Source organism: Bacillus cereus group sp. BfR-BA-01310 (assembly GCF_022664325.1).
Lineage (GTDB): Bacteria > Bacillota > Bacilli > Bacillales > Bacillaceae_G > Bacillus_A > Bacillus_A paramycoides.
The window spans coordinates 206,740-227,356 of record NZ_JAKUHD010000002.1; the positions used below are offsets into that span (position 1 = coordinate 206,740).

A 20,617-nucleotide genomic window follows, 5' to 3' on the forward strand; every position below is an offset into this window, starting at 1 on the left:
AGCTTATTCTATTTTTTATACTTGTATACCTACTAACAATCTTACCAATTTCCCTTAGTGTTTTTCTTTCGCAGAACCTCTATAAATTCCATTTTCTCCCCCATAAAATAAAAACCGAGTGTATTTTTTATCTTTACACTCGGTTTTCACTAACAAACTTATTGTGATAACTCTACTTCTTTTATTTTCTCTTTCATCCTTGTTTTATCACGATCTAAAATCTCTTTTAAATACTTACCTGTATACGAGCGTTCTTCTTTCACCACTTGCTCTGGCGTTCCGGAAGCAACGATTTGTCCACCTTTGTCTCCACCTTCTGGCCCAAGATCAACGATATAATCAGCTGTTTTAATAACATCTAAATTATGCTCGATTACAAGTACTGTCTCGCCACTTTCAACAAGACGCTGCAACACTTCCAGAAGACGTGCAATATCATGTGCATGTAAACCAGTCGTTGGCTCATCTAAAATGTATAACGTACGCCCTGTAGAACGACGGTGTAATTCAGAAGCTAATTTCACACGCTGTGCCTCACCACCTGATAATGTCGTAGCTGGTTGTCCTAATTTCATATAACCAAGCCCTACATCTACAAGTGTTTGAAGTTTACGCTTAATTTTCGGGATATTAGCAAAGAATTCTACCCCATCTTCAATCGTCATCTCTAACACTTCAGAAATGTTCTTATCTTTATATTTCACTTCTAACGTTTCACGATTGTAACGTTTACCGTGACAAACTTCACACGGAACATACACATCTGGTAAGAAGTGCATTTCGATTTTAATAATTCCATCCCCACGGCACGCTTCACAACGGCCGCCTTTTACGTTAAAGCTGAAACGCCCTTTTTGATACCCACGCACTTTCGCTTCATTCGTTTGCGCAAACACATCACGAATATCATCGAATACACCTGTATATGTTGCTGGGTTGGAACGTGGTGTACGCCCGATTGGTGATTGATCAATATCAATAACTTTATCTAACTGCTCCAGACCTTTAATTTCTTTATGAGCCCCTGGCTTCGCTTTCGCTTTATATAGCTTCTGAGCTAACGATTTGTATAGTACTTCATTAATCATCGTACTTTTTCCAGATCCAGATACGCCTGTTACTGCTACAAATGTACCTAGAGGGAATGACATTTTCGCGTTCTTTAAGTTATTTTCTTTCGCACCGACAATCTCCACTTTACGTCCGTCACCTTTACGTCGTTCAAGTGGTACTGGAATAAACTCTTTACCGCTTAAATATTTCCCTGTTAATGAATTCTCGTCTTGCATAACTTCAGCTGGTGTACCTGCTGATACAACTTGACCGCCATGGATACCTGCACCAGGTCCGATATCAAGCAAATAATCGGCGGCCATCATCGTATCTTCATCATGCTCAACAACGATTAACGTATTTCCTAAATCTCGCATTTCCTGCAATGTACGAATAAGACGATCATTATCGCGCTGATGCAAACCGATAGAAGGCTCATCAAGAATGTAAAGTACGCCCGTAAGACGAGAACCGATTTGCGTCGCTAAACGGATACGCTGCGCTTCACCACCTGATAAAGTTCCTGCGGCACGACTTAACGTTAAATATTCTAAACCGACGTTCACTAAGAACCCAACGCGCTCCTGAATTTCTCTCAAAATTAAATGAGCAATTTTTTGTTGTTTCTCGGTTAATTCAACATTTGAAAAGAAGTCCTGTACTTCTTGAACGGAATATTTTGTTACATCGGCAATCGTTTTATCACCAACGAAAACAGCTAAACTCTCAGGCTTTAAGCGTCCGCCTTTACACTTCGGACAAGCTTGCTCTGCCATATACTTTTCCATTTGTTCGCGAATATAATCAGAACTCGTCTCACGATAACGACGCTCGATATTTGGAATAACGCCTTCAAATAAAATCTCATTTTCCTTTACTTGACCAAATTCATTCACATAGCGGAAATAAACCTTCTCTTCACCGCTTCCGTACAACACTTTATCAAATAAATCTTTCGGTATATCTTTCACCGGCATATCCATATCGATGCCGTAATGATTACACACAGATTTTAATAATTGCGGGTAATATTGCGAACTTGTCGGTTCCCAAGGAGCAATCGCATGTTCATTTAATGATAAATCCCAGTTCGGAATAACAAGTTCTAAATCTACCTCTAGCTTTGAACCTAGTCCATCACAAGAAGGACATGCACCAAATGGACTATTGAAGGAGAACATACGTGGCTCTAATTCCCCGATTGAAAAACCACAATGCGGACAAGCATGATGTTCACTAAATAGAAGTTCTTCTTCTCCCATTACATCGATTAAAACTCGGCCTCCGCCAAGCTTTAAAGCACTTTCGAGTGAATCTGCAAGTCGGCTTGCAATTCCTTCTTTCACAACAATACGGTCAATAACAACTTCAATTGAATGCTTCTTATTTTTATCTAACGTAATCTCTTCAGATACATCCAGCATCTCTCCATCCACGCGCACACGAACATAACCTTGCTTCTTAATATCTTCTAGTACTTTCACGTGTGCACCTTTACGCCCTGACACGATAGGCGCTAGCACTTGCAACTTCGTACGTTCAGGATATTCAAGCACACGGTCTACCATCTGTTCCACTGTTTGTGATGTAATTTCAATTCCATGATTCGGACAAATCGGCGTACCAATTCGCGCGAATAATAAACGTAAATAATCATAAATCTCCGTTACCGTTCCAACCGTTGAACGAGGATTACGACTCGTCGTTTTTTGATCAATTGAAATCGCTGGAGATAAGCCTTCAATCATATCAACATCCGGCTTATCCATTTGTCCTAAAAACTGACGTGCGTACGCAGATAAAGATTCCACATATCTGCGCTGTCCTTCTGCATAAATCGTATCGAATGCTAACGATGATTTCCCCGAACCAGACAATCCCGTCACAACAACAAGCTGATTTCTCGGAATGGTTACGTCAATATTTTTTAAATTATGCGCTCTAGCACCTTTTACAACAATAAAATCTTTACTCACTCTTGTCACCCTTCCGCTTTTAATTCTAATAGTAAGTCTCTTAATTCAGCTGCACGCTCGAAATCTAACGCTTTTGCTGCTTCTTTCATCTCTGCTTCCATCTTTGCAATTGTCTTTTCACGTTCTTTTTTCGTCATCTTCTTAGCTGGTGCTGCTTCATATGTTTCCGTATCCTCAGCTGCTGTTGTCGCACGAATAACGTCACGTACTCCTTTTTGAATCGTCTTCGGTGTAATACCATGCTCTTTATTGTAAGCTTCTTGCAACTGGCGCCGACGCTGCGTTTCTTCAATCGCAATTCCCATTGATCTTGTTATGCGATCTGCGTACATAATAACTTGACCGTTTTCATTACGTGCTGCACGACCAATCGTTTGAATTAACGAACGCTCTGAACGTAGGAACCCTTCTTTATCAGCATCTAAAATAGCTACAAGTGATACTTCTGGAATATCTAATCCTTCTCGTAATAAGTTAATACCGACAAGTACATCAAACTTACCAAGACGAAGGTCACGAATGATTTCAATACGTTCTAACGTTTTAACTTCAGAGTGAAGATAGTTCACTTTAATTCCTACATCTTTTAAGTAATCCGTTAAATCCTCTGACATTTTTTTCGTTAAAGTCGTAATTAATACACGTTCATTTTTTGCAATGCGATCTTGAATCTCTCCTAATAAATCATCAATTTGCCCTTCAATTGGTCGTATATCAATTGGTGGATCCAAAAGCCCTGTTGGACGAATAATTTGTTCTATTACCTCCGGTGACTGCTCTAACTCATATGGTCCTGGCGTTGCCGAAACGTAAATAACTTGATTCGTTTTCTCTTCAAACTCATCAAACATGAGCGGTCTATTATCTAAAGCTGATGGCAGACGGAATCCATGATCCACAAGCACTTGCTTACGTGCTTGGTCCCCGTTATACATCGCTCTTACTTGCGGCACTGATACGTGCGACTCATCCATAACAATTAAGAAATCCTCTGGAAAATAGTCTAATAACGTATACGGTGTTGCACCCGCTGGACGAAGTGTTAAATGACGGGAATAATTTTCAATCCCTGAACAAAAGCCCATCTCGCGCATCATTTCTAAATCATAACGTGTACGTTGCTCTATACGCTGCGCTTCTAACAACTTACCGTTATCGTTTAATTCTTTTAAACGCTCTTCTAATTCTTTTTCAATATTTTCAATAGCGACCTTCATTTTTTCTTCACGTGTAACGAAGTGAGATGCTGGGAAGATTGCTACATGATCACGTTCTGCTAACACTTCACCTGTTAATGCATTTACTTCACGAATACGATCGATTTCATCACCGAAAAATTCAATTCGAATACAATGCTCATCAAGTGATGCCGGGAAGATTTCAACTACATCTCCGCGCACACGGAATGTACCACGCTTGAAATCAATATCATTACGTCCATACTGTACATCAACAAGTTCACGAAGCAATTGATTGCGGTCCTTTTCCATACCAACTCGAAGTGAAACAACTAACTCGCGGTATTCTTCCGGAGAACCTAAACCGTATATGCACGACACACTCGCAACGATAATAACATCATCTCGTTCAAATAAAGCAGACGTTGCCGAGTGGCGTAATTTATCGATTTCATCATTAATCTGTGCATCTTTTTCAATAAACGTATCTGTTTGCGGCACATACGCTTCTGGCTGATAATAATCGTAATAACTAACAAAATACTCAACAGAATTGTTAGGAAAAAAATCTTTCAACTCACTATATAACTGTCCAGCTAACGTTTTATTATGAGCCATTACAAGCGTTGGCTTCTGCACTTCTTTAATGACATTTGAAATCGTAAATGTCTTACCCGTTCCTGTCGCTCCAAGCAACACTTGCTTTTTCTTTCCACTATTAATTCCCTCTACAAGCTTCTCTATAGCTACCGGTTGATCACCTTGCGGGGAATACGCTGAGATAATTTCAAATTGATGTTCCAACTAAAAACCGACCTCCTCATAAAAATCTGTATTATTATTTTAACACGAATACCCCTAAAAAACCTAAAAAAACGAACAGATATTCGGTAAAGTTTTCGACAAGTTATACATAGAAAAAGGAAGGAGTAAACACTACCTTCCTCTATCAATTTTATTTTATAGGTACATATAATAAGTCATATCCATTGCATCCATTTTCACTCGTACAATCTATTAACCTATAAACAACCTCTACTTCACGCGACTCTTTTTCCTATTGTCATCCTCTCTTATACAAACTGTTTGTATACCCTAAAAAGAAACCTATACTAAAATTACAAAAGCTACTTTCCTCTATGAAAGTAGCTTCTCTTTCCCTTTCTCCTTCTTAGGAAAAATCACATATGAAAATGAAATAACTGTATCCACTAAAAGAATAATCGCCCACACTTGGCTTACACGGCTTCCTGCTTTATTTAAAACGATTCCTGACTCTAACCAATTTCCCCATTGTTCAAATGGGATAAGCCCATACACGAAGAAAAAGAACATATGAACAGCAACGAATAAAATAAGATGCAAAGCCCAATTTTTCATTTCCTGCTTCGCATAAGCCATACCTGTCAATTCGATTTGTTCTTCAATAATAGGAATCGGTTCATTGCGCCATTTCGCAACTAGTTTCTGCACAAATATATCTAGTTTTCTCAAATCCTTTTTCCCATAAAAAACTGCATATAATAAGATGATTACCGTAATAATCTGGAAATTAGAGAACTTCCCTGTTTGATAATAATCCACTACCCCTAAAGTTAAAATAAATACTTCATTGACTAGCAGCACAATCCCCATAATAAAGCTCGCCTTTTTCAAACGAAATCCATACCTCAGTAAAAAGAAGCCGATAGCGGATAACCAAAATACAATCTCTGCCCCAATTAAAAAATACCATCGATATTCTGCGAGTATACTCATTTATCCTTCTCCCTTTCGTCATATATACGAAAAGCCTCACCCATATATACTAGAAGCTCTTCTTCAATTGGATACATACTCATTTTCTGCGAATCTTCCTTTGACTTTCTTACTTCCCACAATTTATCTAAAAATGCTTCATCACCATTTGCCATCTCTAAACATTTCTGCATTAATTTCTTTGTTGCCCCTTGTACTTCATCACAAGATGCTTCCTTACCGTCTTTCATAAAGTTACGTAATTGTTTTAATAAATCGACCCATTCTAAAACGTTTGGGTCTTCTTCACTCATGTTCGGTAAATTATGAAGCAACTTTTGTTCTTGCTTGGAAAAAACTTCATTTTGAAACATTTCACGTATACGAGGAGACTGTTTCGAAAGCTGGATGAGTTCAAACATAACTTTCCAATCCAGTTCCCCTTCCACATCCACTGAATAAACAACTGCCTGTAAAATACGTTCCATTCGATTAAATTTTTTCTGTTCCTCTTGTACAAACTTAAGTTGCTTTTCAAGCGATACTTTTAAATTGAGCTCACCTGTTATTAACATATTCGTAATCTCTTTTAATGAAAAACCCATTTCTTTTAAAAATAAAATTTGCTGCAAACGAATAACATCTCTCTCGCTATATAACCGGTGTCCTCCATCTGTTTTCCCACTCGGCTTTAATAAATCGATTTGATCATAATAGCGTAACGTTCTTACCGTAACCCCTGTTTCCTTCGTAAGTTCTTGAATCGAAATCACTGCCATCACCTCTTCTCTTTCATTATAAAAGATGACGTAACGTAACTTTCAAGTGATTTGTAAAAAAAATACAAAAAGCTGTTTATACTTTTTGTATAAACAGCTTTTATGGAAATAACACCTTTTGTATAGCGCACCCACACGATAATATAATCACTCCAATAACAACACTCGTTGCCGTTTTATGATAATGTGCTGAATTTAATAAATAGTACGATAAGCCTACAGTACCAATCATAATACATACACTTGGCACTGGATTACGAGAGAAATTTTGCATTCCCCAAAATAAAGCAAATATAGCCGTAGCGACACATAATATCGGTAATCCCATTCCGCTTCCCCTTTATCTATCTATTTACTAGTCTTTGTTGCTAACACACTCGTTGATGCCATACTCATTATCAGCCTCTTTCCTATTTCTAAATTTCCACTTTGGCCAATAATTCACACCGTAATATACAAACTGTCCAACAACAAATAGAATGAACGGTGTTCCAGCGCTTCCGTAAACAATTAAATTATACAAACTCCATACAGCTAAACTAATCGCGAAAAATAACCCTACATATTTAAACGCTTTATCCGATTGAAATCTCTCAAACTCATCTTGCATTTTCTCTCTCCTTACTCCGGCGTAAATATTTCCTCCACTTTCATTCCAAAATATTTGGCGATTTTTAGGGCTAACTCTAGACTCGGGTTATAGTGATGGTTCTCAATCGCCACGATTGTCTGCCGTGTCACTTGCATCGCCTTCGCCATTTCAACTTGTGTTATATGATTTTGTTTTCGCAATTCTTTAATTATAAATATTTTCCAGTTTCAAGTGAAGATATCTTTACAAAAAAAGGTAAAAAAAGAGACATCTATAAGATGCCTCTTTGCTACTACATAAATCCTAACGCATATACAAGAACGTATCCAAGCACCGAAAGACAAACCGAGCCAATCAGCCCTGCCACAAATGCTCTACTTCCTAATTTGCGGAACGTTTTAAACTCTACATTTAAACCGAGCCCTGCCATCGCCATTGCGATAAGCATGTACGCAATTACTACAATATATCCGGCAACAACTTCTGGGATAATTCCAAGCGAATGCACCGCACTCATTGCTAAAAATCCGAAGATGAACCAAGGAATCGGAAGATCGCGCCACGATCCTTTTTCTTTGCTTCCCTCGCTCTTACCAAACCATAATCCAATTAATATCGCTACTGGTACAAGCATTGCAACGCGTGTTAATTTTACGATAACAGCAATATCAACTGCCGTACTTCCGCCTGGAGCCGCGGCCGCGATAACATGAGCGATTTCATGTAGTGTCGCGCCTGAAAATACGCCGTAACCATACGGAGAAAAGCCAAGCACTGGATATAATAGCGTATAAATAAGTGTAAATATCGTACCTAAAATAGCAATAATCGCTGCCCCAACTGCTGTTTCCTCATCTTTCGCTTTCACTTGCGGTGCAATTGCCACGACCGCAGCCGCGCCACAAATTGCCGTCCCGCATGCTGTTAAAATTCCTAATTTCTTTTCTACTTTAAATACTTTCGTTAGTCCATAGACAACGAAAATTGTAAATGTAATAACAACCGCAGCGATGACCAATACTTTCGGCCCCGCCTTCGCAATATCTACAAGATTTAATCGCATTCCAAGTAAGATGATTCCGAAGCGAAGCAACTTCTTACTCGCAAAGTTCGTTCCCGCTATCGCTTCGTGAGGGATTCCAATCGCTGCTCGCCAAACCATCCCGATTAGAATAGCGATTACTAATTGTCCCATAATATTTAAAAATGGAAGCTCCGCTAAATATTTCGCAGCAATGGCGATTAATAACGTAATCCCAACCCCTTGCGAAAAACCAAGACGCTTCTTCTTTTGTATAACAAGTGTTTGTTCCACTTTGTACCACCCCAATAATCGTATTGGAACATGCATGTTCTTTCTAGTTACATTATAAGAGAGTTTTAATGATAAGTTTAATATCAATATTAAATCTCAATCATCAAAAAAACTTATGATAAAATGAAAGCAAAAATAAAGGAGCACATCCGATGAACGTCGACATTTTAAAGATTTTTGTGACCGTTGTTGAACAAAAGCATTTCTCGCGCGCTGCAGAGCTATTAAATCTTTCACAACCTGGTGTTAGTATGCACATTCGCAACTTAGAAAATGAGTTTGGAACTACACTTATTCAGCGCTCCCCAAAGCACGTCCAAGTTACAGAGGCAGGAAATATTTTATACATACACGCAAAGCAAATGCTCTCACTTTATGAAGATGCGAAACAAGAAATTAATGAATTGCACAACGTCGTAACAGGAACGCTGCGGATCGGCGCTAGCTTTACAATTGGTGAATACTTACTTCCCAAAATATTAGCGCGCTATGCTAATGAAAACCCGCACGTCGAAGTTCATACATTCATCTCCAATACAGAAGAAGTTTTGCAAAGCATTCGCTCTAATCAAATTGATATCGGCTTAGTGGAAGGCCAAGTCGTATACGCCGACGTAGATGTTGAAACTTTTATGCAAGATGAGATGAAGCTTGTCGTCCCGCCAAACCATCCATTGCTCCATACCGAGGAAATAAATGAAAATACTCTCCAAGATCAAGTCTGGGTATTAAGGGAGAGCGGTTCTGGCACACGCGCCTATAGCGATCGCTTTATACACCAACATCACTTAAAAATGAAGCGCTTCTTTACATTCAGCAGTATACAAAGCGTGAAGGAAGCCGTCGCTGCTGAGCTTGGCATCGCTATACTTTCGGATTGGACCGTGCGGAAAGAATTATTAGCAAAAGAACTATTCCACGTCCCCGTACCTAACGAAAAGCTAATCCGCCCGTTCTCCATCGTACGCGGCAAATATTTCATCCCTTCTAAAGCCATTCAAGTCTTTTTAAATCATGTAGATTCTTTTGCAAAAAAACAGAGTTGACCTTCACATTAGTGTGAAGGTTTACAATACATGTAAAAGGAGTGAAATACAGTGCGAATTGGGGAGTTATCAAAAGAAACCGGGGTTAGCGAACGTTCACTAAGACATTACGAAGAAAAGGGATTGCTCCCTTCAAACCGCCTCGAAAATGGTTATCGTGATTTTGATAAAAGTGCCATCGAAAAGGTAGCACTTATTCAAATGTACTTACAGCTTGGCCTAAATTTAGAAGAAACAGCACGAATGCTGCGCTGCCTTGAAATCGAGCCGCATTTATACGAAAATCCATGCAGTAGCATTCTCACACTTTACGAAGATAAGCTATGTGAAGTTACGAAGCAAATCGAATTGCTCTCTAGTATTCAAGCCAACTTGCAAAAACACGTTTCACTCTTAAAACAAGCAAAAGAAAAGGAATGATGACATGTTTGTTATACACGGTAGTTCAAGAGAAAACGGAAATACGGAAGCCTTAACACATATGATGATTGACGGAGCCGAAGCGGAGCAAATTTATTTGCGCGACCATACCGTTCATCCTATTACAGATCAGCGCCATGATGCGGAAGGATTCCAACCTGTAAATGACGATTACCAACAGTTAATTGAGCGCATGCTAGAACACGATACAATCATCTTTGCAACGCCGCTATACTGGTATGGAATGAGCGGTCATATGAAGAACTTCGTCGATCGCTGGTCTCAAAGTCTACGCGATAAATCCCTTCATTTCAAAGAAAAAATGAAAGGTAAAAAAATGTACGTTGTCATCGTTGGTGGAGATAATCCGAAACTGAAGGCATTGCCACTTATCGCCCAGTTCCAATATATCTTTGATTTTGTTGGTTCTTCATTTGAAGGGTATGTTATTGGTGATGCGAACGGATTAAACGAAATCCAAAATGATGCTGAAGCACTCGCAAAAGCAAAACTGTATAATAACGAATTCAAAAATAGCAAACAGAAATGAGTTTGACAAATCCATTTGTATGCGCATACAATAAAAATAATCTTATGAAAGGAAGGTACTTTGACCAATGAAGTTTTAATTCTCTTATTTATTTCATCCATCACAAATAGTGAACAAAAATGATGAAAACTAGCAGGGGATTAGTCTGTCCATTTGTCGATACTTTCTTTCGAAACGATCATGTAAAAATATGTGCATCGCTTATTTATGTACGATTTTTACATTCAATGGCGACGTTTATCCTCTCTAGTGAAACTAGGGAGGGTTTTTTATGACTATTTTATTCGCACGTAATATTGAAAAGAGCTTTGGTGATCGCACCATATTCACATTACCATCACTGGAAATTCAAGCACATGATCGCATAGGAATTGTCGGAGTCAACGGAGCGGGAAAATCTACGTTATTACAAATATTAAGTAAAGAAATAGAAGCTGACAAAGGTACAGTAACTCATCATAGTTCTATCGCCATTATCCCTCAGCTTAGCGAGGAATTACCTGAAACTGCTTCTTCTCTCGCAAAAGGAAAATGGAGTATTTCAAACGTTTCAGATTCAATGAGCGGTGGTGAACGAATGCGCCTAAGGATTGCCCATGCTCTCGAACAGGATGCAGGCATTCTATTTGCTGATGAACCAACAAGCCACTTAGATATGTTCGGTACAGAGCAATTAGAAAAGGCACTTTTCTCTTATAAAGGTGCACTTGTTTTAATATCGCATGATCGCGATTTCCTAGATACCATATGTACCAAAATCATCGAAGTTGAAGACGGTACTATTCAAGAATATAAAGGGAATTATTCAAACTATCGAAAACAAAAAGAACGTGAGCGAATACAAAAACAAGCAGAATACGAGCAATATGTACAAGAAAAAAACCGTTTAGAACAATCAATTTTACAAAGAAAGCAACGCGCTTCTAGCATGACAAAAGTCCCAACACGGTTCAGTTCATCTGAATCTAAACTTTATAAATTAAGTGGGGCTCATGGCCAAGAAAATGTTAGCAAAGCAGCGAAGGCATTAGAAACACGTCTCGAAAAATTAGAACAGAAGGAAAAGCCGAAAGATTTTTCTCAAGTCCGGTTTGACGTACAATACCATGCACCAATTCATAGTAAAGCGGTTGTACAGTTTAATAAAGCATCAAAGAAAATAGGGGACCTCACACTATTCAAAAATATGAGCGGAACTATCGCTCCCGGCGCAAAGCTTGGTATTTTAGGGGCAAACGGAAGCGGGAAAACGACATTGTTCAAAATGCTTCTCGCAAATGAGCGTGGGATCCAGCTTTCGAAAAGTTGTAAAATTGGATACTTCGAACAAACATTATCTATTTTAAAAACGAATAAAACAATTTTGGAAAATGTTCTAGAAGAGACAAACTATACGGAATCGTTCGTTCGGACAATACTTGCTCGCCTTCTTTTCCGCCGTGAAGATGTTCATAAACCTGTGCACGTCTTAAGTGGTGGTGAACGGATGAAGGTTGCGCTCGCAAAAGTATTTTTAGGAAACTATAATATGCTTCTACTCGATGAACCGACAAACTATTTGGACTTAGCAACGCAAGAAGAATTAGAAAGCATATTACAAGAGTATCCTGGCACTATACTTTTCATTAGCCATGACCGTGCCTTTATTCGTTCTGTTGCAGACCATATTCTACAAGTAGATGAAAACGAACCAAGAATCTTCCACGGCAATTACGAGCAATACACAAAAAGAACAACTCAAGCTTCTGTAAACGTTACTGAACAAGAATTATTACGATTACAAACAAAATTAACAGAAATCATCAGCCGGATTTCTATACCCAATCATCACGATGACATCACAATTCTCGAACAAGAATACGAAAAATTATTGGTTCAAATTCGAAAGTGTAAAGAAGCTCTCTAATGTCTTCCCTATATATCGACGGGACCTTCCGCATTTCCCAAGAAATATCCAGGCTTCGACATAGAATATCGACCTACCTATAATGTTAGACACGATAACAGCATCACTAATAACAAAAAGCCGTGCATCAGCACGGCTTTTCACTTTATCCCGCTATTTGTGGGCAGTAAGACTCCCACCTCAAAATTCGTCTTGAGCAAAGAAGTTAGGTGGGAGTCGGGCTGCCCGTAAACGCCCGATTGGTGCGGGCTGATAATCAGTGGGGATGAACAACCCCCCCACTGATTAAAGTTTCACTTTATATACGGACAGCAGTTCCACTCACCGCAACCATTAGCATCCCTTCGCGAACTACTTCGTAGTCCACGTCGATACCGACAATGGCATTCGCATTTTTTTGTCTTGCGAGAGTTTTCATCTCTTCCATTGCAATGTCGCGCGCTTCTTTCAATTTACTTTCGTAAGCACCTGCGCGACCACCGACAACGTCGCGGACAGAAGCGAAAAGATCACGAACGATATTCGCACCCATAATTGCTTCTCCATTGACGATATCGATATACTCAATAATTTCTTTCCCTTGAATTGTAGAAGTTGTTGTTACAATCATGCTTTATAGCCTCCCATATAAGGTTTCCACTTACTTATGGTGCACTAATTCAGCAGAAATTATATTTACGAACTAAACTGAGCTTCATATAATCGGCTATACCCTCCACCTTGCTCGATTAATTCATCATGTGAACCTTGTTCTGCAATACCATCTTTATTTACAACGACGATGCGATCTGCATTTTTAATAGTTGCAAGTCTATGGGCGATAACTAACGTTGTACGGCCAACAGATAGTTCTGCAAGTGATTTTTGAATAGCAAGTTCCGTCTCTGTATCTAGCGCAGAAGTTGCTTCATCTAATATTAAAATTGGCGGGTTTTTCAAGAACATACGAGCAATCGCTAAGCGCTGCTTTTGCCCCCCTGAAAGTTTCACGCCACGCTCACCAATAACTGTATCTAAACCTTCTGGTTGCGAGTAAATCAAGTCTTCTAACTGAGCACGCTTTACAGCTTGCCAAATTTCAGCTTCTGAAGCTTTTAAGTTTCCGTAAGCGATATTTTCACGAATTGTTCCAGAGAATAAGAAAACATCTTGCTGTACAATCCCAATTTGCTTCCGAAGTGACGATAACGTCATCTCTTTCGTATCAATTCCATCAATTTGAATCGATCCAGATGATTGTTCGTAAAAACGCGGTAATAAACTACATAACGTTGTTTTTCCTGCCCCTGATGGCCCAACGAAAGCAACTGTTTCACCTGCATGTATTTTCAAGCTAATATCTTTTAAAATCGGTTCTTTATTTTCATATCCGAACGTAATGTTGTTATATTGAATATCGCCGTGTACATGCTTTACTTCGATTGCATCTTTAGAATCTACAATATCAGGCTCTGTTTCCAAAAGTTCTACATATCGTTTAAAACCAGCGATTCCTTTCGGGTAACTTTCAATAACCGCATTAATTTTTTCAATTGGTCGGAAGAAAATATTCGTTAACAAAACGAATCCAATGAATCCACCGTACGTTAATTCACCTTGCAATACAAACCATGTACCACATATTAATACAAAGAGCGTTACGAGACGCATTAGCATATAACTAATAGATGAGTTTAACGCCATAATTTTATACGCCATTAATTTTGTTGTACGGAAACGAGCATTATTTACAGCAAATTGCTCTTTCTCAAATTTTTCATTTCCGAATGCTTGTACAACGCGGATACCACCAACATTGTTCTCAATGCACGCATTGAAATCAGCAACGTCTGAGAATAAACGTCTAAACGTACCTGTCATTTTTTTATTGAAGTAAAGTGCCAACCATAATAAGAATGGAATAACGAAGAATGTTAATAGCGCTAACTTCCAGTTAATCATCATCATAAATGAAAATGCTCCGACTAAAGTCATAATGGCAATGAATAAATCTTCTGGTCCGTGGTGAGCAATTTCCCCAATTTCCATTAAATCGTTTGTAAGGCGCGAAATTAAATGACCTGTTTTATTATTATCAAAAAATCTGAATGATAGCTTTTGAATGTGATCAAATAATTTCTGCCTCATATCCGTTTCAATGTTAACACCAAGCATATGTCCCCAGTATGTAACGACATATTGCAAACCTGCATTTAAAATATAAACTGCGAGTAAACCGAAACAAGCCCATAAAATAAGCGTCCAGTTTTGTCCTGGTAATAGCTTATCAATAAATTGGTTTACGATAAGCGGAAACCCAAGTTCGAGTAAACCTGCGATAACTGCACAGGAAAAATCAAGTACGAATAAACCTTTGTACGGTTTATAATAAGAAAAAAATTTACGCAGCATATCTTTCCTCCCTTTTCCAAATTAAAAGACTCCCTAAATGATAACCATTATCAAATATTTATTCAAGTTATCCGTCTATGAAACTAAAATAGAGGCCACAGTTTTTATTGGGAAATCGATATCTCTTGTTGAATCACTGATATAAATTTCATTTACTATCGCGCTGTTCCTAAAATAAAAAAGGTGTCACCTAGTCAATTTTTTGACTAGGTGACACCTTGATTTCTATCATATCGCTTCCGAATCCCAATCGTGCTCTTGCTGAACAAATACAACACCTAATTCATGATGGCCCCCGGCGTATAATGCCGTTTGAGCAAGACGAAGCTCACCATTAGTATCTAACACTTCTAATTTACAAAACGCTCCTGTCGTCTTCGTTTGAAGCGCATCATAAAACTCTTCGGTACTTCTTGGAATGATTCCATTTACTTTCGTAATAACTTCCCCAGGCTTTAAATTCATCTCTGCCCCAATTGTATTCGGAATTGTATCTAACACAACAAGTCCATCATTACGTGCGGCAAAGTATGCTGGCCTTGTCTCGTCTGCAATCTTCTCTTGCATCGAGATCGTGAAGCGTCCAAGCATTGCGACTCCCATCGCGATAATTGCGAGTACGTGCCACCAGTAACTTGCGATACCTAAAACAAGTACGATTCCTGCTAATCCATAGACACGTCTTCCTGTAAATAATAAAGCTTCCGTCGGCTCATAACTTCTAATCTTTCTCCTAAATCCAATTAAAAACGGAACAAGGAATAGAGAGTATGTAGTCGAACCAATTGAAACGACAGGCCACCAAGAAATAACATTTGTCACCGCGTCTCCTGGTATAAGAATAAATACTGGTACAAGCCACAAGCGATTTGATTCATGTAGCCCAATTCTTAAACCACGCTTACCCTTTTTAATTTTTGGCGTAGAATACCGTACTGCATTTTTAGAGATTAATAAGCCCTCTACAACGAGCATAACGCCTAGTAGAATAGCAAGTGATACAATCGTACCCTCTTCCCCTTCCCCAAGCTGTAAGAAGGAAATTGGCATCTTAGAAGATAATAAAACGAATGCAATTGCGATTCCGAACGTATAAGCTGCAGATAGATATCGATACATAGCAGTTAGTCCGAATACTAGCGTCCAAATTAAAATCATCCATATACTCGCTTTTGAAACAACGAGCCCAAGCCCAACCGTAATAATAGATACGATTAATCCGTATCCAACTCCTGCAAACAGAGATGTTCGCAGTTCAAACCAAATATCATATACTTTAAAAGAAAAGTCTTTTCGTTCTCGTAATATACGTAAGTATCCAACGAAGATACTACTAATTAAAAATACATAGACAGCAGGGTGTAAGAAAAAACGTCCAACTGCTCGTAGTATTTCAAAAAGCCATGCCTCCACGAATTCATTCACCACCATTTATATCATTCTTTCTTTTTATCTTATCATAACTAAAGAAACGTGTGTTTAACACATAAAAAAATACAGGCACCAAAGTGCCTGTATTTCTTATTTCACTATTAATTTCAATGCTGTTTGTAATTGTAAATCATTTTCTCCAGAACGGATTTTTTCAATAATTTTAGTTTGAATCGCTTCAGCTGTCTTTTTATCAAGTTGTCCTGTCGCTTCCATCTCATTCGAATTTTGGAATGCTTTCAGTGCTGATTCTGTCTCCTTACTAAAGTATCCATCTTCACGGCCTGGTACATATCCTAAGCTCTTAAGCATTTCTTGCGCGTGTTTTACTTGCACATCATTTGCATTGTATGAAAGTGTCTTTTCAATTTGAATTGGTGTCGCATGATAATAATCTGGTTGCTTCACTTCTACAGTTGGCGCAATTCCTTTTTTATGAATCCAATTGCCGTCTGGTGTTAACCATTTAAACATCGTTAATTTAATGTTACTGCCATCTTTAAATGGAACAGCTTGCTGGACAGTACCTTTACCAAACGTTTTTTCACCAATTAAATCGTAGCCTTCTCCCTCTTTCAGCGCACCCGCTAAAATCTCTGAAGCAGAAGCACTCCCATTATCAATCAATACCGAAATTGGATAAGGCTTTCTCTCTTTAAGTTCCGTAGAGAATTTCTTCTTCTGACCATTTCGCTCTTCTACTTGTAGCATCGGCTTTTTATTCGTCATGATTTCCCCTAGTATATCTTCTACGCTATTTAAATAACCGCCAGGATTACCACGCACGTCAATAACTAAGCCTTTTATATTTTTCTTCTCTAACTCTTTTAACTGATCCTTAAATTCTTTCGCAGTATTTTCAGCGAAAGAAGTAATTTGCATATAACCGATATCTTTTCCGCTCTCTTGCTTTACAGAACTAAATACAGTGAAAATCGGAATCTTTTCACGCTTAATTTTAAATTCTATCGGATCAGCCACTCCTGCGCGCTTAATTTCAATTGCAACAGTCGTTCCTTTTTTACCACGAATTTTTAATACTGCTTCTTCTCGTGATAAGTCTTTCACACTATTTCCATCTACAGATAAAATTTGGTCATTCGGTTTAATTCCTACCTTTTCTGCTGGTGAACCTTTAATTGGTGATACGATAATAAGCTTACCGTCCGTTTTGTTCACTTCAGCTCCAATCCCTTCAAGTTCAGGATCCAGCGACTGACTAAACTGTTTTGCCGTTTCTTTATCCATATACGTGGAATAAGGGTCCTTCAGCGTAGACAACATTCCTTGTATTGCACCTTCGACTAACTTGTCGTCTTTCACGTCTTCCACATAACGTGAATCAATTAGTGCATACGCCTCATTAATCTTTGCCAAATTCCCTTGCGCTGTGCCAGCATTGCCATTCGATACTGTTTGCGTTACATACGCTGGGTTGATCCCAAACAAGTACATACCGCCAAACATACCGCCAGCACCAATTAAAAATGCAACAACCATTCCAATAATTGCAACTCTACGTTTCAATGCGGAATTCCCCTTTCCAGAACACACAGGTGGTGTAGCAAAAGGCATCACACGATGTGTGATGCCTTTACCTATTTCTACTATATGATAAGCTTGTACGAATTATGTTTGCAACTTTTTATACTTTTAAGAAGCGACGAATTGACATTACACTTCCCCACATACCGATTAATGCACCGATTAACACTAATAAACCAGCTAATTGGAATACGAATGGGTTGTATGGTAGAAGCTCGAAAATTGTTCCGCCAAGTTTTTCATTAAACACACCTTGTAGTGAATTATATATAACTAAAATTACGCCAATTGGAATAATTGATCCTAATACTCCTAGGAATAATCCCTCTAACAAGAACGGCCAACGAATAAACCAGTTTGTTGCACCAACAAGTTTCATAATTTCAATTTCAGTACTACGAGCATAAATTGTAATTTTAATTGTGTTAGAGATTAAGAACATCGCTGTGAATAGAAGCCCAGCAATTAACAGAATCCCGATGTTACGACCAGTTTTTACAGTATCAAATAATTTTTCAACTTGACCTTTACCGTATTGAACATTACTTACAAACTGCATTTTCTCAATCTTTTTCGCAATTGTTGCCGTATCTGTTGGTTCTTTCGCCTTTACAACAAATACGTTTTTCAGTGGGTTATCTTGCTCAAATAACTCGAACGTTTTTCCACTATCGCCTAAGCTTTTAATTAAACGTTTCAACTCTTCTTCTTTAGAAGAATATTTAATAGAATCTACTTTCGAAATCTTACTCATATCTTCTTCTAATTTCTTTTGATCAGCTTCTTTTGCCGCTGGATCAATATGCACACGAATTTCTACATCTTGCTCTACTTTCGTCGCAAAATGGTTCATATTCATAATCGCTGTTAAAAAGACACCTACAAGTAGTAATGTAACTGTTACTGCACTAACAGAAGCAAATGTCATCCATCCATTACGGGATAGATTTTTTACACCTTCTCGCAAATGTCGACTAAGGGTATTAGTCTTCATATCCGTATCCTCCCTCAATCTCATCTCGAACAATTTTTCCGCCTTCAATCGCAATTACACGATGACGAATTGTATTTACGATATCTGCGTTATGTGTCGCCATAACAATCGTTGTACCACGCTCATTAATGCGTTTAAAAATCTTCATAATATCAAGAGCTGTTTCAATATCTAAGTTACCTGTTGGCTCATCGGCAATTACAACCTTTGGCTTATTTACAATCGCTCTTGCAATCGCCACACGTTGTTGCTCTCCGCCCGAAAGTTCACTTGGAAGTGCATCTGCACGATCATCTAGACCTACAAGACCTAACACTTCTGTAACACGTTCACGAATCGCATCTGGCTCTTCTTCAATTACTTCTAAAGCAAACGCAACATTCTCATATACCGTTAATTTAGGTAGCAATTTAAAATCTTGGAAGATCACGCCTAATTGACGACGGAAATACGGAACATCTCTTTCTGCTAATGTTTCAATTACAAGTCCATTTACATTAATTGATCCTGTAGATGGTTTCTCTTCACGATACATCATTTTAATAAATGTAGATTTTCCGGCTCCACTCGGTCCAACTACGTATACGAATTCACCTTGTTTAATGTTAACTGTGAGACCAGCAATGGCTTTCATACCATTCGGATACTCCTTATAAACATTCGTCATTTTTATCATTATTTATCACCCAATACTTAATGATTTTTTTTCGAAATACTTTTCTGTGCATTTGAAAATAAAATAAAAACTTTTATTCTCTGTTTACCATTCTTGTTGAAGGCAGCTTCCTTACATGCCTTTTATTAGCAACGCCGCTCTATGTAATATATTTCATCAAAATTCTACAAACCTCATTGTAACATCAATCGGTTTCCAGTTCGGATACATTTTTGTTACAGTTATGTTACATCCTGATAAAGTGAAACTTTAATCAGTGGGGGTTTTGTTCATCCCCCACTGATTATTAGCCCTCACCAATCGGGCTTTTACGGGCAGCCTAACTCCCACCTAACTCCTTTGCTTTACAGCCGAATTTTGAGGTGAGAGTCTTACCGCCCGCAAATAGCGGGATAAATTGAAACGAGCTGACATAGTTCTTAACCTATATCGCTTTTAGGTAAGATCATATAATCAACTCGTCTATTTCACCTTTTTTATTTATGCTCAGCTAACCATTCAGCTACTTTTTTTGCGTCCTCACCTTGAATAAGTCCAGGTGACATTGCGCCGCGACCTTTTTTAATAATTTCTTCGATATCTGCAGCTTCATACTTACCGCCTACTTTTCTTAAATCAGGTCCAGTTGCTCCTGATAAGTCTTTCGCGTGACAACCTGCACAACTTTTTTGGAAAATTTGTTCTGCACTATCTGTACTTGCAGATTGATTGGAAGACTTAGTCTCTTCTTTATTTCCACATGCTCCTAAAGCAAAAACGACTGATGTCCCTAACGCAATAGCCAACAATTTCTTTTTCACTTCTATCGCTCCCCATTGTTGATATTCTTCATACACACTCATTATTCATTATAAGCATTATCTTTATATAGAAAAACTAAGGTATATTTCATATTTTTCACAAATATGGTGAGAAGCCTAATAAAATAAAGCTTTCACAAATTGTTTCAATTCTGTGAACACCTTAGAAAGTTCTATAAAGAACCTCTTTCTCCAAACAAAATCAGAGAAATCCCATATACAGTCCTA

At 38.3% G+C, this 20,617-nt stretch carries 19 protein-coding genes and 1 pseudogene; 4 read left to right on the forward strand and 16 right to left on the reverse strand.

Annotation, left to right across the window (positions count from 1 at the left end; all coding sequences use genetic code 11):
- Positions 1–158 precede the first annotated feature (158 nt).
- The 9 genes and pseudogenes from uvrA to MR109_RS06240 form a co-directional block, all read right to left on the reverse strand.
- Positions 159–3,029 (reverse strand): excinuclease ABC subunit UvrA, encoded by a 2,871-nt coding sequence (gene uvrA / locus MR109_RS06205; protein WP_071717450.1) that lies wholly within the window; start codon positions 3,027–3,029, stop codon positions 159–161.
- Positions 3,030–3,034: 5 nt separating this feature from the next.
- A complete protein-coding gene (gene uvrB / locus MR109_RS06210) occupies positions 3,035–5,011 on the reverse strand; it encodes an excinuclease ABC subunit B (RefSeq protein ID WP_098789843.1) in 1,977 nt (658 codons plus the stop codon).
- 151 nt (positions 5,012–5,162) lie between these two features.
- Positions 5,163–5,261: pseudogene (locus MR109_RS30535) on the reverse strand (DUF4362 domain-containing protein); the annotation flags it as partial.
- 83 nt (positions 5,262–5,344) lie between these two features.
- A complete protein-coding gene (locus MR109_RS06215) occupies positions 5,345–5,965 on the reverse strand; it encodes a hypothetical protein (protein ID WP_242271313.1) in 621 nt (206 codons plus the stop codon).
- The gene (locus tag MR109_RS06220) at positions 5,962–6,723 is read right to left on the reverse strand and encodes a MerR family transcriptional regulator (protein WP_242271314.1); all 762 of its coding nucleotides are present in this window, start codon (positions 6,721–6,723) and stop codon (positions 5,962–5,964) included. The genes MR109_RS06215 and MR109_RS06220 overlap by 4 nt, the downstream gene beginning before the upstream one ends.
- Positions 6,724–6,823: 100 nt before the next feature.
- Positions 6,824–7,051, reverse strand: a complete 228-nt coding sequence (locus MR109_RS06225; RefSeq protein ID WP_048370283.1) for a hypothetical protein — start codon at positions 7,049–7,051, stop codon at positions 6,824–6,826.
- Positions 7,052–7,078: 27 nt separating this feature from the next.
- On the reverse strand, positions 7,079–7,333 hold the full coding sequence (locus MR109_RS06230; RefSeq protein ID WP_242271315.1) for a hypothetical protein: 255 nt from the start codon (positions 7,331–7,333) through the stop codon (positions 7,079–7,081).
- An 11-nt stretch (positions 7,334–7,344) separates the two neighbouring features.
- Positions 7,345–7,533 carry a helix-turn-helix transcriptional regulator gene (locus MR109_RS06235; protein WP_242271675.1) on the reverse strand — a complete coding sequence of 63 codons (189 nt, stop codon included), beginning with the start codon at positions 7,531–7,533 and terminating at the stop codon, positions 7,345–7,347.
- Positions 7,534–7,607: 74 nt separating this feature from the next.
- Positions 7,608–8,630: a YeiH family protein gene (locus MR109_RS06240; protein WP_002174197.1), complete on the reverse strand. Its 1,023-nt coding sequence runs from the start codon at positions 8,628–8,630 to the stop codon at positions 7,608–7,610.
- A gap of 152 nt (positions 8,631–8,782) precedes the next feature.
- On the opposite strand from MR109_RS06240, the gene MR109_RS06245 reads away from it, so the two are divergent.
- The 4 genes from MR109_RS06245 to abc-f all read left to right on the forward strand — a co-directional run bounded on the left by MR109_RS06245 (position 8,783) and on the right by abc-f (position 12,552).
- On the forward strand, positions 8,783–9,676 hold the full coding sequence (locus MR109_RS06245; RefSeq protein ID WP_242271316.1) for a LysR family transcriptional regulator: 894 nt from the start codon (positions 8,783–8,785) through the stop codon (positions 9,674–9,676).
- Between the two features lie 51 nt (positions 9,677–9,727).
- Positions 9,728–10,096: a MerR family transcriptional regulator gene (locus MR109_RS06250; protein WP_048370279.1), complete on the forward strand. Its 369-nt coding sequence runs from the start codon at positions 9,728–9,730 to the stop codon at positions 10,094–10,096.
- Positions 10,097–10,100: 4 nt separating this feature from the next.
- A complete protein-coding gene (locus tag MR109_RS06255; protein WP_242271317.1) occupies positions 10,101–10,646 on the forward strand; it encodes a flavodoxin family protein in 546 nt (181 codons plus the stop codon).
- A gap of 271 nt (positions 10,647–10,917) precedes the next feature.
- Complete coding sequence (gene abc-f, locus MR109_RS06260; protein WP_242271318.1) at positions 10,918–12,552, forward strand: ribosomal protection-like ABC-F family protein; 1,635 nt, start codon at positions 10,918–10,920, stop codon at positions 12,550–12,552.
- Positions 12,553–12,850: 298 nt separating this feature from the next.
- Here the strand turns inward: abc-f and MR109_RS06265 are convergent, their stop codons facing one another.
- From MR109_RS06265 to cccB, 7 genes are all read right to left on the reverse strand, one after another.
- Entirely contained in the window at positions 12,851–13,162 is a 312-nt protein-coding gene (locus MR109_RS06265) for a heavy metal-binding domain-containing protein (RefSeq protein ID WP_002068307.1), read from the reverse strand.
- Positions 13,163–13,227: 65 nt separating this feature from the next.
- Positions 13,228–14,943 carry an ABC transporter ATP-binding protein gene (locus tag MR109_RS06270; protein ID WP_098474138.1) on the reverse strand — a complete coding sequence of 572 codons (1,716 nt, stop codon included), beginning with the start codon at positions 14,941–14,943 and terminating at the stop codon, positions 13,228–13,230.
- 228 nt (positions 14,944–15,171) lie between these two features.
- A complete protein-coding gene (locus MR109_RS06275; protein ID WP_242271319.1) occupies positions 15,172–16,356 on the reverse strand; it encodes a PDZ domain-containing protein in 1,185 nt (394 codons plus the stop codon).
- 108 nt (positions 16,357–16,464) lie between these two features.
- Positions 16,465–17,901: a S41 family peptidase gene (locus MR109_RS06280; RefSeq protein WP_088030431.1), complete on the reverse strand. Its 1,437-nt coding sequence runs from the start codon at positions 17,899–17,901 to the stop codon at positions 16,465–16,467.
- Positions 17,902–18,019: 118 nt separating this feature from the next.
- On the reverse strand, positions 18,020–18,913 hold the full coding sequence (gene ftsX / locus MR109_RS06285; protein ID WP_242271320.1) for a permease-like cell division protein FtsX: 894 nt from the start codon (positions 18,911–18,913) through the stop codon (positions 18,020–18,022).
- A complete protein-coding gene (gene ftsE / locus MR109_RS06290; RefSeq protein ID WP_033719608.1) occupies positions 18,903–19,589 on the reverse strand; it encodes a cell division ATP-binding protein FtsE in 687 nt (228 codons plus the stop codon). The genes ftsX and ftsE overlap by 11 nt, the downstream gene beginning before the upstream one ends.
- Before the next feature lie 476 nt (positions 19,590–20,065).
- Entirely contained in the window at positions 20,066–20,389 is a 324-nt protein-coding gene (cccB, locus tag MR109_RS06295) for a cytochrome c551 (protein ID WP_025148195.1), read from the reverse strand.
- Positions 20,390–20,617: the final 228 nt, after the last annotated feature.